Origin of the sequence: Ralstonia sp. AU12-08, assembly GCF_000442475.1 — a bacterium.
Classification (GTDB): Bacteria; Pseudomonadota; Gammaproteobacteria; order Burkholderiales; family Burkholderiaceae; genus Ralstonia; species Ralstonia insidiosa.
In genome coordinates this window covers 244,900-259,725 of sequence record NZ_ASZV01000005.1, presented here as the reverse complement: position 1 = coordinate 259,725, position 14,826 = coordinate 244,900, and the positions used below count along the sequence as shown (strand labels likewise).

15 protein-coding genes are annotated in these 14,826 nt (G+C 64.6%); 9 read left to right on the top strand and 6 right to left on the bottom strand.

What is annotated here, in order from left to right:
• Window positions 1-7: 7 nt before the first annotated feature.
• The 6 genes from C404_RS34110 to mdcH all read left to right on the top strand — a co-directional run bounded on the left by C404_RS34110 (window position 8) and on the right by mdcH (window position 4,801).
• Window positions 8-865: a biotin-independent malonate decarboxylase subunit beta gene (locus C404_RS34110; protein WP_021193192.1), complete on the top strand. Its 858-nt coding sequence runs from the start codon at window positions 8-10 to the stop codon at window positions 863-865.
• Window positions 862-1,692, top strand: coding sequence for a biotin-independent malonate decarboxylase subunit gamma (mdcE, locus tag C404_RS34105; protein WP_021193191.1), 831 nt, complete (start codon window positions 862-864; stop codon window positions 1,690-1,692). The genes C404_RS34110 and mdcE overlap by 4 nt, the downstream gene beginning before the upstream one ends.
• 352 nt (window positions 1,693-2,044) lie before the next feature.
• The gene (gene madL, locus C404_RS34100; RefSeq protein ID WP_021193190.1) at window positions 2,045-2,452 is read left to right on the top strand and encodes a malonate transporter subunit MadL; all 408 of its coding nucleotides are present in this window, start codon (window positions 2,045-2,047) and stop codon (window positions 2,450-2,452) included.
• An 11-nt stretch (window positions 2,453-2,463) separates the two neighbouring features.
• Window positions 2,464-3,228, top strand: a complete 765-nt coding sequence (gene madM / locus C404_RS34095; protein WP_021193189.1) for a malonate transporter subunit MadM — start codon at window positions 2,464-2,466, stop codon at window positions 3,226-3,228.
• Window positions 3,225-3,869, top strand: coding sequence for a malonate decarboxylase holo-ACP synthase (locus C404_RS34090; RefSeq protein WP_021193188.1), 645 nt, complete (start codon window positions 3,225-3,227; stop codon window positions 3,867-3,869). The genes madM and C404_RS34090 overlap by 4 nt, the downstream gene beginning before the upstream one ends.
• The gene (gene mdcH, locus C404_RS34085) at window positions 3,866-4,801 is read left to right on the top strand and encodes a malonate decarboxylase subunit epsilon (RefSeq protein ID WP_021193187.1); all 936 of its coding nucleotides are present in this window, start codon (window positions 3,866-3,868) and stop codon (window positions 4,799-4,801) included. Before C404_RS34090 ends, mdcH begins: the two co-directional genes overlap by 4 nt.
• 50 nt (window positions 4,802-4,851) lie before the next feature.
• Here the strand turns inward: mdcH and C404_RS34080 are convergent, their stop codons facing one another.
• The gene (locus C404_RS34080) at window positions 4,852-6,447 is read right to left on the bottom strand and encodes a peptide chain release factor 3 (RefSeq protein WP_021193186.1); all 1,596 of its coding nucleotides are present in this window, start codon (window positions 6,445-6,447) and stop codon (window positions 4,852-4,854) included.
• A gap of 391 nt (window positions 6,448-6,838) precedes the next feature.
• Here C404_RS34080 and C404_RS34075 point away from each other — a divergent pair, with 391 nt between their 5' ends.
• Entirely contained in the window at window positions 6,839-7,066 is a 228-nt protein-coding gene (locus C404_RS34075) for a hypothetical protein (RefSeq protein ID WP_031328816.1), read from the top strand.
• 410 nt (window positions 7,067-7,476) lie between these two features.
• On the opposite strand, the gene C404_RS34070 is transcribed toward C404_RS34075, so the two are convergent.
• From C404_RS34070 to C404_RS34055, 4 genes are all read right to left on the bottom strand, one after another.
• Complete coding sequence (locus C404_RS34070) at window positions 7,477-8,469, bottom strand: YihY/virulence factor BrkB family protein (protein WP_021193184.1); 993 nt, start codon at window positions 8,467-8,469, stop codon at window positions 7,477-7,479.
• A 90-nt stretch (window positions 8,470-8,559) separates the two neighbouring features.
• Window positions 8,560-8,865: a membrane protein gene (locus C404_RS34065; RefSeq protein ID WP_021193183.1), complete on the bottom strand. Its 306-nt coding sequence runs from the start codon at window positions 8,863-8,865 to the stop codon at window positions 8,560-8,562.
• A gap of 65 nt (window positions 8,866-8,930) precedes the next feature.
• Window positions 8,931-9,098: a DUF1328 domain-containing protein gene (locus tag C404_RS59060; protein ID WP_021193182.1), complete on the bottom strand. Its 168-nt coding sequence runs from the start codon at window positions 9,096-9,098 to the stop codon at window positions 8,931-8,933.
• 95 nt (window positions 9,099-9,193) lie between these two features.
• The gene (locus C404_RS34055; RefSeq protein ID WP_021193181.1) at window positions 9,194-10,609 is read right to left on the bottom strand and encodes a sigma-54-dependent transcriptional regulator; all 1,416 of its coding nucleotides are present in this window, start codon (window positions 10,607-10,609) and stop codon (window positions 9,194-9,196) included.
• A gap of 587 nt (window positions 10,610-11,196) precedes the next feature.
• Between C404_RS34055 and C404_RS34050 the strand changes: the two genes are divergently transcribed.
• A complete protein-coding gene (locus tag C404_RS34050; RefSeq protein WP_021193180.1) occupies window positions 11,197-12,300 on the top strand; it encodes a sigma-54 interaction domain-containing protein in 1,104 nt (367 codons plus the stop codon).
• Between the two features lie 226 nt (window positions 12,301-12,526).
• On the opposite strand, the gene C404_RS34045 is transcribed toward C404_RS34050, so the two are convergent.
• Window positions 12,527-12,802: a hypothetical protein gene (locus tag C404_RS34045; protein ID WP_021193179.1), complete on the bottom strand. Its 276-nt coding sequence runs from the start codon at window positions 12,800-12,802 to the stop codon at window positions 12,527-12,529.
• A gap of 315 nt (window positions 12,803-13,117) precedes the next feature.
• Here C404_RS34045 and C404_RS34040 point away from each other — a divergent pair, with 315 nt between their 5' ends.
• Entirely contained in the window at window positions 13,118-14,629 is a 1,512-nt protein-coding gene (locus tag C404_RS34040; protein ID WP_021193178.1) for an RNA polymerase factor sigma-54, read from the top strand.
• Window positions 14,630-14,826: the final 197 nt, after the last annotated feature.

Here is a 14,826-nt window from a genome sequence, read left to right as displayed (position 1 = left end):
AGAGGACATGTCACGCAACCCGATTGAACGCGACAGCTTTATCGAACGCGATGCGCGCCGACGCGCCATCGCCCTGCTCGATCCCGGCACCTTCCGCGAGTTGCTCGACCCGTTCGAGCAATTGACATCTCCGTGGCTGCCGCGCCAGGGCATCGTCACGCAGGCCGATGATGGCGTGGTGGTGGCGCGCGGAACGCTGGGCGGCCAACCCGCCGTGGTGCTCGCCATTGAAGGCGCCTTCCAGGGCGGCAGCATGGGCGAGGTGTCCGGCGCCAAGATTGCCGGCGCACTGGAGTTGGCAGCGGAAGACAACCGCAACGGCATCCCGACCCGCGCTGTCATCGTCTTCGAGACGGGCGGCGTGCGACTGCAAGAAGCCAACCTTGGCCTCGCGGCCATCGCTGAAATCCATGCAGGCATCCGCGCGCTGCGTGAGTACGGCCCGGTGATCGGCATCACCGCAGGTGTCGTCGGCTGCTTTGGCGGCATGAGCATCGCAGCGGGCCTGTGCAGCTACCTGCTGATGACGCGCGAAGCACGCCTGGGCCTCAACGGTCCGCAGGTGATCGAACAGGAAGCCGGCATTGAGGAATACGACTCGCGCGACCGGCCCTTCATCTGGAGCCTGACCGGGGGCGAACAGCGCGCCGCCACGGGCTTGGCCGATGTGTGTATCGAAGACGATTCCGTCGCCATCCGAGCTCAAGTCATCGAATGGCTGCGTGCCGGCGCACCCAAGCACCAGCGCAGCGAACAGATTGACCTGCACCTCGACCGCCTCGCCGCCGTCGACACCACGCGCCAAGTCACCGCCGAAGATGTGCGCACGCTCTACGGAACGCACGCAGCAAAGGATCCAGCATGAGCCAGACCCCACTTTCCACGCGCGGCACCACCTGGATGCGCGCGCTCGCCAGCGGCACGCCCGTCGCCGGTTACGGCAGCACCCTGCAAGTCGTCGATGGCACCCTCGCCGACCAACCCGCGCGCTACATCGCCGTCGTGCCCGATGCAGAAAACCGCTTCCCCCGCGCACGCAATGGTGAAGTCGGCCTCATGGAAGGCTGGCAACTCGCCCGCGCCGTACGTGATGTCATGGCCGAAGACGCCGGACAAGAGAAGAAACGCGCCATCGTTGCGGTCATTGATGTCGCCAGCCAAGCCTATGGGCGCCGAGAGGAAGCCTACGGCATCCACCTCGCACTGGCCGCCGCCGCTGATGCCTACGCCGCCGCACGACTCGCCGGTCACCCGGTGATCGGCCTGATCGTCGGGCGTGCCATGTCTGGCGCACTGCTAGCACACGGCTATCAGGCCAACCGCCTGCTCGCCCTCGACGATGCCGAGGTGATGGTGCACGCGATGGGTAAAGCTGCTGCTGCACGCGTGACGCTGCGCTCCGTGGCCGACCTAGAACGCCTCGCGCAGGAAATTCCGCCCATGGCCTACGACATCGCCAGCTTCGCGTCGCTCGGGTTGCTGTGGAAATTGCTGAAGGTCAAATCGGCCAACGCGCCCGATGCAGGCGACGTCGACACGGTGCAAACCGCACTCGCCGCAGCGTTAGCCGACATTGCCGCAGACCCATCGCGCGGTCTGGAGAGCCGACTCGGCGCGCCGCTGCGCCAAGCCTCATCACAAGTGCGCGAACGCCTGCGCGCGCAATGGAACGCGCAAGCGGAGAACACATAGCCCAACGAGAAATGACCTGGGCGCCAACGCAAGCGCCCAGACGGTGTGGCCGTACCCTGCCCTAGATGGCGCCTTGAATTTCTGTAAGCGGGCGGAAAAAAGATGGGGAACTGTTTGAGCGAAGCGAGTTTTCCCCATCTCCGCCCGGTTACAGAAATTCAAGGAGGAGGTCGCCATCTCGGGCGCGCCTTTCTTTGCTTACTTTCTTTGGCAAGACAAAGAAAGTAAGTCAGCCCCGGCAGGGGATGAAACAAAGGATGCACCACCAGCAAAAAGAAAACAGTTTCTAACCCTCGATCACCACAACACCCATAACAGGCGATAAATCGCCGTTCCTTCAGGAGACAAAGACGTGATCATCTACGGTACGACCCTGCTGGCGCTATGTCATCTCGCCGGCCTCTTCCTGGGCGACTTGCTCGGCCAGGCCATCGGCGTGAAAGCCAATGTAGGCGGCGTGGGCATCGCCATGCTGCTGCTGATCTTCGCGCGCCTCTACTTGCATAAGCGTGGCCTCATGCCGGCCGCAACAGAGGCAGGCGTCTCGTTCTGGGGCGCGATGTACATCCCCGTGGTGGTGGCAATGGCCGCCACGCAAAACGTGGTGACGGCACTGCGCGGCGGCCCCGTCGCACTGCTCGGCGCGATCGGCGCGGTGGTGGTGTGCGGTGTGTGCATCGCACTCATCAACCGCACAGGCAAGGCAGAAGACCGGCAACCGCTGCCACCGCTGTCTGAATCCGAACAAGTCCGCGCCTAAGGAGCCCCACCATGCTGTCAATGCTAGAGAAAGTTCTGCAGCACAACGGGCTGGTCGCCGCCTTTGCGCTGGTCGGCATCGTCATGGGCCTGTCGATGTGGTTGTCGAAAAAGCTGACGTTTGGGCGTGTGCACGGCTCCGCCATCGCCATCATGATCGGGCTGGTGCTGGCCTACTGGGGTGGCGTGCAGACGGGCGGCGAGCGAGGTCTGGCTGACCTGAAGCTGTTCGGCGGCATCGGCCTGATGGGCGGTGCCATGCTGCGCGATTTCGCCATCGTCGCTACGGCCTTTGAGGTGCAGGTAACCGAAGCACGCAAGGCCGGCCTGATCGGCGCCGTCTCGCTGCTGCTGGGGACGGTGCTGCCATTCATCGTCGGGGCGTGCGTTGCCTACGCCTTTGGCTATACCGACGCGGTGAGCGTCACCACCATCGGCGCGGGTGCCGTCACGTACATTGTCGGGCCGGTAACGGGCGCGGCGCTGGGTGCCAGCTCCGATGTGATGGCGTTGTCGATTGCCACGGGCCTCGTCAAGGCGATCCTGGTGATGGTCGGCACGCCATTCGCGGCCAAGGCATTGGGCCTGAACAACCCGCGTGCGGCCATGGTGTTCGGCGGGTTGGCGGGTACGGTCAGCGGCGTGTCGGCTGGGCTGGCTGCTACCGACCGGCGCCTGGTGCCCTACGGCTCGCTGGTGGCGACGTTCCATACGGGCATCGGTTGCTTGCTCGGGCCATCGGTCCTGTTCCTCGCCACGAAGGCGCTGATCGCATGACGCAAACGCCACAGCAGGCATACGGCGCGCACGACCTGCTGTGGGTATCCACGATGCCCACAACAGCAGACGGCGCACCCTTGCCGGACTGGGCCATCGCGGCATGTCGGCAAGGTGCGCCCGTCGTCGTGCGTCGTGCGCCGCGCGGCGCGGATGGGTCGATCCCGGTAGGGCTGCGCGGCAGCGTACGAAGCGAGCGCTGCGCAGGCACCATCGCGGCCAGTGCCATCGCGCGTGTGGTCACGCCGGAAACGCTGGCGACCACCGCCCCAGCGATCGCACACGACGCTCCGTTTGCAGCACTGCGCACCTTGCGCGCGTTGGCCCCCCCACTCGATGCCCTCGGCTGGGCATGGGGGCCGACCGGCGGTGCGGGCTTTGCGCTCGCCACCGGTTTGCCGGTTTTGCACGCGGACAGCGATCTCGACCTCGTCGTGCGCATGCCGACTGCACCGTCGGCCACGCAGCGTGACCACCTCGTGCATCTGCTGGACGACACCGAATGCCGCGTTGACCTGCAGATCGACACCGGCCACGGCGGCTTCGCCTTCCGCGACTGGCTGGCCTCGCCACACAAGACGTTGCTCAAGACCGACAACGGCCCACGCCTCGTCGCAGACCCATGGGACGATGGCGCATGAGCATCCTCTTCATGTTCCCCGGCCAGGGCAGCCAGCGCGTGGGCATGCTGCACACGCTGCCCGCAGATCGGGCTGTCGCGCAAGCCCTGGCCGAAGCGGGTGACGTGCTGGGCGTCGATCCGCTCACGCTCGATACCGCAGAGGCATTGCGGTCGACCGTGGCGGTTCAACTCTGTCTACTGATCGCCAGTGTCGCTGTAGCGCGCACGCTTGTTCGGCAGGATGCGGCGCCGGATATGGTGGCTGGCCTGTCGATCGGTGCGTGGCCTGCAGCCGTCGTGGCAGGGGTACTAGATTTCAGTGATGCACTGCGCCTCGTCCGCCTGCGTGGGCAGCTCATGGAAGACGCCTATCCGAGTGGCTACGGCATGGCCGTCACCGCCGGCCTGACCGAACCGGAGGTCGCCGCCATCGTCGCGCAGGTCAACTCGGCGGCAACGCCCGCTTATGTTGCCAACCTGAACGCGGAACGGCAGATTGTGGTGGCGGGCAGCGATGCTGCACTCGCGCAGGTCATCGCGCTCGCGCAAGCGGCAGGCGCATCAACGGCAACGCGGTTGTGCATGGCAGTGCCGTCGCACTGTCCGTTGCTTGATGTGCAGGCCGCCAAACTGGCTACAGCCACCATAAAGGTCGCCGCCCACGCACCGCACATCACCTATGTGAGCAGCAGCCGTGCACGCGCGCTCTTCCGCGCGCCCCTCATCGTTGAAGACCTTGCGTGGAACATGGCACGGCCCGTGCTCTGGCACGACACGCTGCGGCATGCGCTTGAACGCGGTGCGCGCATGGCGGTGGAGGTGCCAGGCGGCGGCACGCTCGCGCGTCTGGCACTAGGTGTGTTTGCGGATGATGCGGTGTTGGATGCGGGCGGTGGGCTGGATGCGATACGGGTGCGGATACAGCGCCAGCGGCGGTTGGACGGCCGATAGCGCACAAAGAAAAACGCGGCACTCGGCCCCGTTTCGTCTTGCGCATCGTCTTAAACGATTTCCCGCGTCTCCAGGAACTGGATATCCGGAAACCGCTCCTGCGTCAGCCGCAGGTTCACGTTGCTCGGCGCCAGGTAGACGTAGTCACCGGCACCATCCAGCGCCACGTTGTGGCCGGCCTTGTCGATCAGCTTGTCGATGTCTTCCGGCTTGCCCTTGAGCCAGCGGGCAGTCGCGCATTCGTGCGGCTCGAAAATGGCATCGACGCCGTATTCGTGCTCCAGGCGGTGCGCCACCACGTCAAACTGCAGGATACCGACGGCACCCAGCACGAGATCGTTCGACGCAATCGGACGGAACATCTGCGTAGCGCCTTCTTCGGCCAATTGCTGCAACCCCTTCTGCAGTTGCTTGAGCCGCAGCGGGTTGTTCAGACGCGCGCGGCGGAAGAATTCCGGCGCAAACGACGGGATGCCCGTGAACTTCAGCGTCTCGCCTTCGGTAAACGCATCACCCAGTCGGATCGTGCCGTGGTTGGGCACACCGATGATGTCGCCGGCAAACGCCTCTTCGGTGGTGTTGCGATCCTGCGCCATAAAGGTGATGGCGTTGTTGATGGACACCGTCTTGCCGGTCGACACCTGCAGCAGCTTCATGCCGCGCTCGAAGCGGCCCGAGCACACGCGCACGAAGGCGATGCGGTCGCGGTGCTTCGGGTCCATGTTGGCCTGGATCTTGAAGACGAAGCCGGTGAACTTCTCTTCCAGCGGCTTGACTTCGCGCGTCTCGGTGGGGCGCGCCAGCGGCTCCGGCGACTGGCCCACCAGCGCGTCGAGCAGCGACTGCACACCAAAGTTGTTCACCGCCGAGCCGAAGTACACCGGGCACTGCTTGCCGGCCAGGAACGCCTCTTTGTCGAACGTGTGCGACGCACCGCGCACCAGTTCGATGTCGATGCGCAACTCTTCGGCCTGCGAACCGAGCACGCGGTCCAGCTCGGGATTATCGAGACCCTGGATCAGGCCGGCGGTTGCACCCTTCTCGCTGTCGGCGTTCGGGTCGAACAGCTGCACCGTGTCGTTCACGAGGTGATACACACCCTTGAACGACTTGCCCATGCCGATCGGCCACGTCATCGGCGCGCACTGGATCTGCAGCACGCTTTCGATTTCGTCGAGCAGTTCGATGGGCGCGCGGCCTTCGCGGTCGAGCTTGTTGATGAACGTGAGGATAGGCGTGCTGCGCAGGCGGCAGACGTTGAGCAGCTTGATGGTCTGCGCTTCCACACCGTTGACGGAGTCGATCACCATCACGGCGGAGTCGACGGCCGTAAGCGTGCGGTACGTGTCTTCCGAGAAGTCTTCGTGGCCCGGGGTGTCGAGCAGGTTGACGATGTAGTCGCCGCCCTCGTTCTGATACGGAAACTGCATCACCGAGGACGTCACCGAGATGCCGCGCTGCTTTTCCATCTCCATCCAGTCGGAGGTGGCATGGCGATTGGCCTTGCGCGCGCGCACGGCGCCGGCCATCTGGATAGCGCCGCCAAACCAGAGCAGCTTTTCGGTCAGCGTGGTTTTACCCGCATCCGGGTGGGCAATGATGGCGAACGTCCGGCGGCGCCGGATCTCCTGCTGCAGCGTACTCACGGGCAAAAACCGAAAGGGAGGGGTGAAAAATGCGGATGAATGCGCACGTGGCGTGTGCGCTGGCCGGCGGGGGTCATCCTGACGGCCGATGAACTGCCCGATCGGGGTTGTCGGGGTTGCCAACCCAGGGGGCAGCCGAGATTGTACGCGATCGGCGACCTTGCTTAGGATCAACTGACCCGGCGCCCAAGCAAGGGAAACTCCGTAGGAACCGTCCGCCGGATGGCGGAGACCAATAGGGTGTCGGAATGCTCCGACAACCCTTTCGGAGACGGTGTTATCGAAGTTGTCATGAAGCTCCCGTATTGTGGAGTCCGCCGCGAAACCCACACGGTGTGGTGCTTTGCGACATTGAAAGCAAGCAAGAAGTTAAGAAGTAAGGAGTCCAATCGTGCGTAGTCGAACCCCTGTTGATCCCGCAGTGCAGCGCATTCTCGAGACCACCCGTAAGGCATGGCAACTCGACGCGGAAAGCCTGCGTGCGGCGCGTCAGCAGCGTGCCGCCAATCGCCGCAAGCGGATCAAGGCGTTGCCGCAGGACAGCCTGCGGGCACTCGCAGCACTCGCTCTGCAAGCGGAAATCTTGGTCGTGCGCAAGACCGTGGTGACGGTCGGCTAGTCGCGTCGTTTTTTTTCACCTGTATCCAGGGCCACAGTCGTGGCCCTTTTGTTTTGGGGCGCGGCGTATCGGGGCATGGCGGTTGCTGGGCTATGTTTGCCATCGCACAGCAGGAGCCCGTCATGACAGAGCGGAACCCCAGACCGCCGTCCGACGGCGCCACCGCCATGCCCTTGCACCCGCAGATTGATCACACCGCGCAGCGCGTGAACACACCACGACCGAGGCCATTGACCGGCTGGCAGGCGAGGGCTCCCGCGCGCTCACGCAATTTGACCGGCGTACCGAACAATTGAAGACGCTGTGCGCGAATGTGTCGGAGTAGGCCAGCCGTTCCATGCGTCAGCATCCGGCGCTGGCGATCTGCTTGGCCGGTGTGACAGAGGTGCTGCTGGAGCCGTCGCGCGGGACTAGCGTCCGCTGTCGCGCGTGCCGTTGGCGGAACCCGCCGCCAGCGTTGGGTTGAGCAGCGCGGCTTGCGTGGTAGCGCCGGTCGCTCCCGTTACCCCCATCGCCTCTTCCTTGCGGCTGCCGAACAGCAACGCGTACTGGCGCGTGACCAGCGCGCCGAAAAAGAAAATCTGCGCGGAATAGTAGATCCACAACATCAGCGCCACCACGGACCCGGCTGCGCCATAGGAAGACGCCACCGCACTGCTGCCGAGATACAACCCGATGAAGCGCTTGCCGAGCGAGAACAACAGCGCCGTCACCACCGCGCCCAGGGCCACGTCACGCCAGGCCACGCGCGTCTCGGGCAGCATCTTGAAAATGGTGCCGAACAACAGCGACACCACCGCAAACGCAAAGGCGGAAGACATGACCTCTGCCACCGGTGCGAAGAAGCCCGCACCCGCCCAGATCTCGCCCCAGAAGCGCTGAACCACCGCCAATGCCGCATTGACGATGAGCGAGACCAGCAGCAGAAAGGCCAGCACCAGTATCAGGCTGAACGACAGCAGCCGCGCGCGCAGCAACCCCCATAGCCCCGCCTGCTGGCGCGGCGGCACTTCCCACAGTTCATCGAGGCTGCTCTTGAGTTCGGAGAAGGCGCTGGTGGCGCCAATCACCAGCAGCACAACGGCCATCACAGCGGCAAACAGGCCGTGGCCGGAGCGCTTGGTGGCGGCCAGCACCGTCTCCACCGCCGCAGCGCCTTGGTCGCCCACGAGGCCTCTGATTTGCCCGAAGATCTCGCCGCGCGCAGCCTGTTCACCAAAGAACAGCCCGGCAATCGAGATCACCAGCACCAGCACCGGCGCCATCGAGAACAGCGTGTAGAACGACAGCGCCGCACCCTTGCTGGCCGCGCGGTGCACAGACCACTGCCGTGCCGCCCCGATCAGCACCTGGGCGGAACGCTTGAGCACATCGCGGTCGATGAAAAAGGCAGCCAGGCGCATGAATGGTCCTTGAGGAGAGGGGCGCGGGCAAGCCCGCGCCGCCTTCGAGCGTAGTCAGCCCGCAGCATACGCGCAAGCAGGGGCAGGGGCTCAGTCGTCGTCGCTGCCCAGCAGCCGGCTGATGAGAAAGCCTGCGCCAAAGGCCAGCGCGATGGTCGCCAGCGGATGCGTGCGCATGCAGTCCGCCGCATCGTTGGCAAAGCGCTGCCGTGATGCGCGCCACTGCGCGCGCCGGGCGGCGACCTCATCGAGTGCATCGGCGGCCGCGCCGGCAGTGCGGTCGATGGCCTCCGCGGTCGTCGCCTTGACGCGCTCGGCCGCCTGCGCCACATCTTCGCGGATCAGGTTGCCGTTGCCATCGGATTTGGGAAACGGGTTGGTCTGGGACGGTTCCATGGGTCTGCGCTCCTGAGAGGTGGCATTGCGTGTCGATAGGCACGCGCACGAGGTTGGCTGCGCCCTTATCGGCGCCCGGCCACCAGGCCCCAAAGCAGACTCACCACAAACAGCACCACGAAGATCATGAACAGAATCTTGGCAATGCCGGCGGCGCTGGCGGCAATGCCGCCAAACCCGAGCACGGCCGCGATCAGCGCGATGATGAAAAAGATGACGGCCAGGCACAGCACTGTCACTGCGGCAGCATGGCAACCTCCTGTGGGGTATGGATACCCACCGTCAGCAAGCTGCGTACCGCGCCCGAAACATCACCGATGTGCGCGGCCTACGCCTCGGTGGCGTGCGGTCGGCCCGACCCTGAATGGGTGCCGTCGTCACCGTCTTCGCTGTTGCTGTTGCCGTATTCCTCCAGGCGGTTGTAGAGCGTCTTCAGGCTGATGCCGAGCAGCTCGGCCGCACGCTTCTTCACGCCGCCGCATTGCTCCAGCGTAGCCAGGATGATCTTCTTGTCGGCACTGGCCAGTGACGTGCCCACCGGAATCGTCAGCGTAGAGCTGGACGTGGTTTGCGTGCTCGACACCTGCAGCGGCACGTTGGCTATGTCGATGCCCGCGTCGTCCGACAGGATGAACGCGCGCTGCACATAGTTGCGCAGCTCGCGCACGTTGCCGGGCCAGTTGTAGGCACGCAGCGTGTCCATGGCCGATGGTACGGACGGCAGGAATGCCTTCTTGGTGTTGTTCTGCGCGTTGAGCTGGTCCAGGAAATGCTGCGCCAGCAGGTCGACGTCCTTGCCGCGCTCGCGCAGCGGCGGCAGTTGCAGCGGGAACACGTTCAGGCGGTGGTACAGATCAGCACGCAGCTTGCCGTCGGCCACGGCTTCTTCCGGGTCGCGGTTGGTGGCGGCAATCACGCGCACGTCGGAGTCGATCTCGCGGTTGGTGCCCACGCGCATGAACACGCCGGTTTCCAGCACGCGTAGCAGTTTCACCTGCAGCTCGATCGGCATTTCGGTAATTTCATCAAGGAACAGCGTGCCGCCGTTGGCGCGCTCGAAGTAGCCCTTGTGCTGGCGGTCGGCGCCGGTAAAGCTGCCGCGCTCGTGGCCGAACATTTCCGACTCGATCAGGTTGGGCGAAATGGCGCCGCAGTTGACCGGCAGGAAGGGCTGCTTGCGACGCAGGCTCAAGTCGTGGATGGTCTGTGCGGCCAGCTCCTTACCGGTGCCGGATTCGCCGATGAGCAGCACGGTCGCCTCGGTGGGCGCCACGCGGCTGACTTGGTCGTACAGCGTCTGCATGGCCGGCGAGTTGCCGAGCATCTGGCCGAACAGGCCGAGCCGGCGCAGCTCGCCGCGCAGATTGCCGATCTCGGCCTTTAGATCACCCGGGCGCGGGATGCGCGCAAGCACGGATTTCAAGCGCTGGAAATTGACCGGCTTCACGAGGTAGTCGGCCGCGCCCATGCGCAGCGCCTCGACAGCAGTCTCCACACTGGCATGGCCGGTCATGACGATGATCTCGGTACCGGAGTGCGGCGCGATGTCTTCCATCAAGTCCATGCCGTTGCCGTCGGGCAGCAGCAGGTCGATCAGGATGGCGTCGGGGCTGTGACGCGTCATCTGAATACGCGCATCGCGCAGCGAGCCGGCTTGCGCAGTGGTGAACCCTTCCGCACTCACCAGCTCACCCAGGGCGGCGCGAGCGTTGGCATCGTCTTCGACAATCAGAATATGTGGCATCTCGATTCGATTGGGTGGCCAGCGGTTCGATTGGACCGTCGGCGGTCAATGCGCGGGGCAACTGCGGGCCTTCCATGCGCGGGCAAGCGGCAGGTGCAAAAAGTATTCCATCGCCGACACGCTTGGCGAGGGGCGCAGCGATTGCGCAGCCAAGTCCTGGTTGCCAGTGCGCAAACCGGTAACTTTTACACGCTCGCGTGCAAGAAAAGACGCGGCGGCATCACGCCGAGTGGTCAGCCCGACCAGGCAGGCGCGATCCCAGCATAGATGAGAAGGTCACGGCTTCGCCACCCATCGGCCCGAATGGACAACCGATGGACACGATAGGCCGCCTAAAAAGCAGAAGCGGGCGTAAAACCTGCGCCCCGCCAGCGTCTCGGGCCCGTTTCTTGTCAGCGTTTGGCCGACAGGATGGCCGAAACGTCAGCGCATGCCTGACATACAACGCGCTAAAGCGGCCCCGATAATGGCTCAACTTTCCACACAATGTGACGGGATGACGACGCGCCAAGCCATCGAGAGCCAGCATCGCTGAACAGGCGGCTCCGTGCCGGAACGTCCCCGTCGTGACCGACCACGAGGGAGCCATGTCCTTGAGCGAAGCCAACGCCTTCGATCGTGCAGTCACTGCCGGGCGCCTACGCTGCCCCCCGGGCCTGACCGACATTGCCGAAATTGACGATGCCGATCACGTGCCGGCTGAAACCGGCACCCCGACCATCGCGGAACCCGATTTCGGCCACCTCTACGGCCGCTCGCCGGTGATGCGCGCGCTGTACAGCCAGATCGGCAAGGTGTCGAACACGCTGGCCACCGTGCTCATCATGGGCGAGTCGGGCACCGGCAAAGAGCTGATTGCGAACACCGTGCATGACATGAGTGCACGTGCCGACCAAGCCTTCATTGCCGTCAACTGCGGCGCCATTTCGCCCAACCTGATCGAGTCCGAGTTGTTCGGCCACGAGAAGGGCAGCTTTACCGGCGCGGCGCAGCGCCATATCGGCTACTTCGAGCACGCCAGCGGCGGCACCATCTTCCTGGACGAGATCACCGAGATGCCGGTGGAGATGCAGGTCAAGCTGCTGCGCGTGCTGGAGACCGGCGTCTTCATGCGCGTGGGCGGCACCGAGCCGATCCAGACGCGCGCGCGCATCATTGCGGCCACCAACCGCAACTTGATGGAAGCCGTGGCCGACGGCGCCTTTCGTGAAGACCTGATGTACCGCCTGGCCGTGGTGCCACTGCACGTGCCGCCGCTGCGCGAGCGCGACGACGACATCGAAGAGCTGGCCCTGCATTTCCTGGCGCAGTTCAATGCTGCGCATCAGACCGACAAGGTGTTCTCGCGCGCGGCACTGGGCGCGTTGCGCAACCATGCATGGCCGGGCAACGTGCGCGAGCTGCGCAATGCGGTGCACCGCGGCTACATCCTCGGCGAGAAGACCATCGAACTGACCGCCCCGCTGGCATCGCCGCGCGGCCCTGCACAGCCCAGCGTCAAGGAAGGTGTGCTGAGCCTGTCGGTGGGCGTGACGCTGGCCGATGCGCAACGCACGCTGATCCTGGCCACGCTGGAGCACTTTCATGGTGACAAGCGCCAGGCGGCCAAGACGCTGGGCGTGAGCCTGAAGACGCTCTACAACCGGCTCGACCTCTACCAGACCACGGCCACCGCCGGCATGGCGGCCTGATCCGGCGCTTCCTCGACGTCGCAAACCGTACACCGTACGCATCCGCGCTGAACGCATCAGCGCGGATGCGTGCGCGTGCGCTCGCCCGGGTGCTCATGCGGCGCACGGCGTGGCACGGGTTCCGCTGTTTTCTGCGCTGCGGATCCCGTTCGGTCCGCCTGCGGTAGCGTCAAAGATTGGACTCGCATGGCGGGTCTCCTCATGTGTGGTTCGTTGGACGGATCGGCTACTGGCTTTGCTTGGCCGCGCCCGACGTATCACCCGCACTGGCGCTGCCCGATCCGCCTGACTTACTCGAAGACTTCGCGTGGTGCGACTTCTTCTGCCTGGCCTTTGGCTTGGCGCCTTCGGCATTGCCGTCAGCAGGCATGGCATCCGTGGCCGCCTTGGGCGCATTGGTGGGCGCATCTGCCTGAGCGGGGTTGGTCTGGGCCTGGGCTGTTGTCATCCCGAGGGCCAGGATGGTGCCCGCGAGGGCGGCAGTCAGCGTGCGTGATTGCATCGGTTTCTCCTTACGTGTGACGGTGGTGGAACGCGAAGGCGGCGTGCAGCCGGTTTCCCCGGTCACCGCAGCAACGCATGTACCTGCCGTGCCACCCATTGCCATTGCGCGATGCGGCCTGCGTGCACGCACAACACTGTCATGCGCCGGCAACACTGCGCATATAAAAACGACATGACCATGTAGAAACGGCGTGCCTGCCGCCTGCAAAGCCTTGTCGCAACTGCGTTTTCTGACATGGCACACGCTTTGCATCGATGGAGAGTCATGTCGGTCGCAAGACCGGCGCCCACTCACCCGAAGGAGGCAAGGCGAATGATCAAGGCCGCTCTCGAAATGCGTGCGAAGCAGCATCTCGCGCTGACGCCGCGACTGCAGCAGTCCGTGAAGCTGTTGCAGTTGTCCGCCAACGAATTTGCGCAGGAAATGCAAGAAGCGCTCGCCAGCAACCCGTTCCTGGAAGAGGTCGAACACGAGGCGGGCGCGCAGGCCCAGGCCGGTGGCATTGCTCGCACGGTTGAAGTGCCGGCATCCATCGAGTCGGACGGTGCGATCGCTGACACCTCGCACGCCGATGCAATGCCGCTGGAGACCACCACCAGCGCCATCGAAACCGATCCAGCCATCGCCGCATCGGAAGAATTTCCTGCAGACTTCAGCACCTATTACAGCCACAACGGCAGCCACCATGGCGATGGTGAAGACAGCGACATCGGCGAATGGGTGCACGCCACGCCGAGCCTGCGCGAACACCTGCACGAAGAGTTGCTGAGCTACCGCCTGTCGGACCGCGACCGTGTACTGGCGCAGACCGTGGTTGAAGCGCTGGACGACGATGGCTACCTGCGCCAGTTGCTCTCTGAGTTGATCCCACTGGCACCCGTGGAGCCCGTGCCCACCGAGAAGGAAATGCAGATCGCGCTGGCGCTGGTGCAGAGCCTGGACCCGCCGGGCGTGGCGGCGCGCGATCTGTCCGAATGCCTGCGCTTGCAGATCGAGGCGCGCCCGGCAGATACCGATGCCGAAGAACGCATTCAGGAGATCGCACAAGACATCGTGCACAGCCATCTTCCGCGCCTGGCCAAGCGCGAGTTCGCGCAGATGCGCCGCGCACTCAGCTGCACCGAGGAGGAACTGCGCGACGCCTGTGCACTGATCCGCGCGCTGGACCCGCGCCCGGGGCAGCGCTTCTCTCAGACGCATGCGGGCTACATCGTGCCGGATGTGTTTGTCACCAAGATCAAGGGCAAATGGGTGGCTGTCACCAATCCGGCGGTGGCGCCGTGCGCGCGCATCAACAAGGTCTATGCCGAACTCTTTGCGCAGACGCGCGGCCACAGTCGCACGCCGCTGGCGCACCAGTTGCAGGAAGCACGCTGGCTGATCCGCAACGCGCAGCAGCGCTTTGCCACCATTCAGCGCGTGGCCGAGGCCATCGTCGCGCACCAGAAGCACTTTCTGGAATACGGCGAGGTGGCGATGAAACCGCTGGTACTGCGCGATGTGGCCGAAGAGCTTGGCCTGCATGAGTCGACCATCTCGCGCGCCACCGGCAACAAGTACATGGCCACGCCGCGCGGCATCTTCGAGTTCAAGCATTTCTTCTCACGCCAGCTCGCCACCGACACAGGCGGTGCATGTTCAGCGGCAGCGGTGCGGGCGCTGCTCAAGGAAATGATCGAAGCCGAAGATGCCGATGCGCCGCTCTCCGATGTGTCGCTCGCCAAGATGCTGGCCGAGCAAGGTGTGATCGTTGCGCGCCGCACGGTGTCGAAGTATCGCGGGCTGATGCGCATTGCACCGGCCGAGTTGCGCCGCCAGGCCTGACCACGCACCCCACCAACAGGACGCCCGTGCGCAAGCAGCCAAACCATCACGCTCACCACGACCACGCGGACGACGCGGTAACCTCGTCGTCGCACCTGGTCGATGTGACGATGTTCTGGGCGGCGGAATGCGACGGCGTCAAAAACAACCTGCGCGCCCATCGCACGCGATAGCCCCAAAACAGACGAGCCCATCCA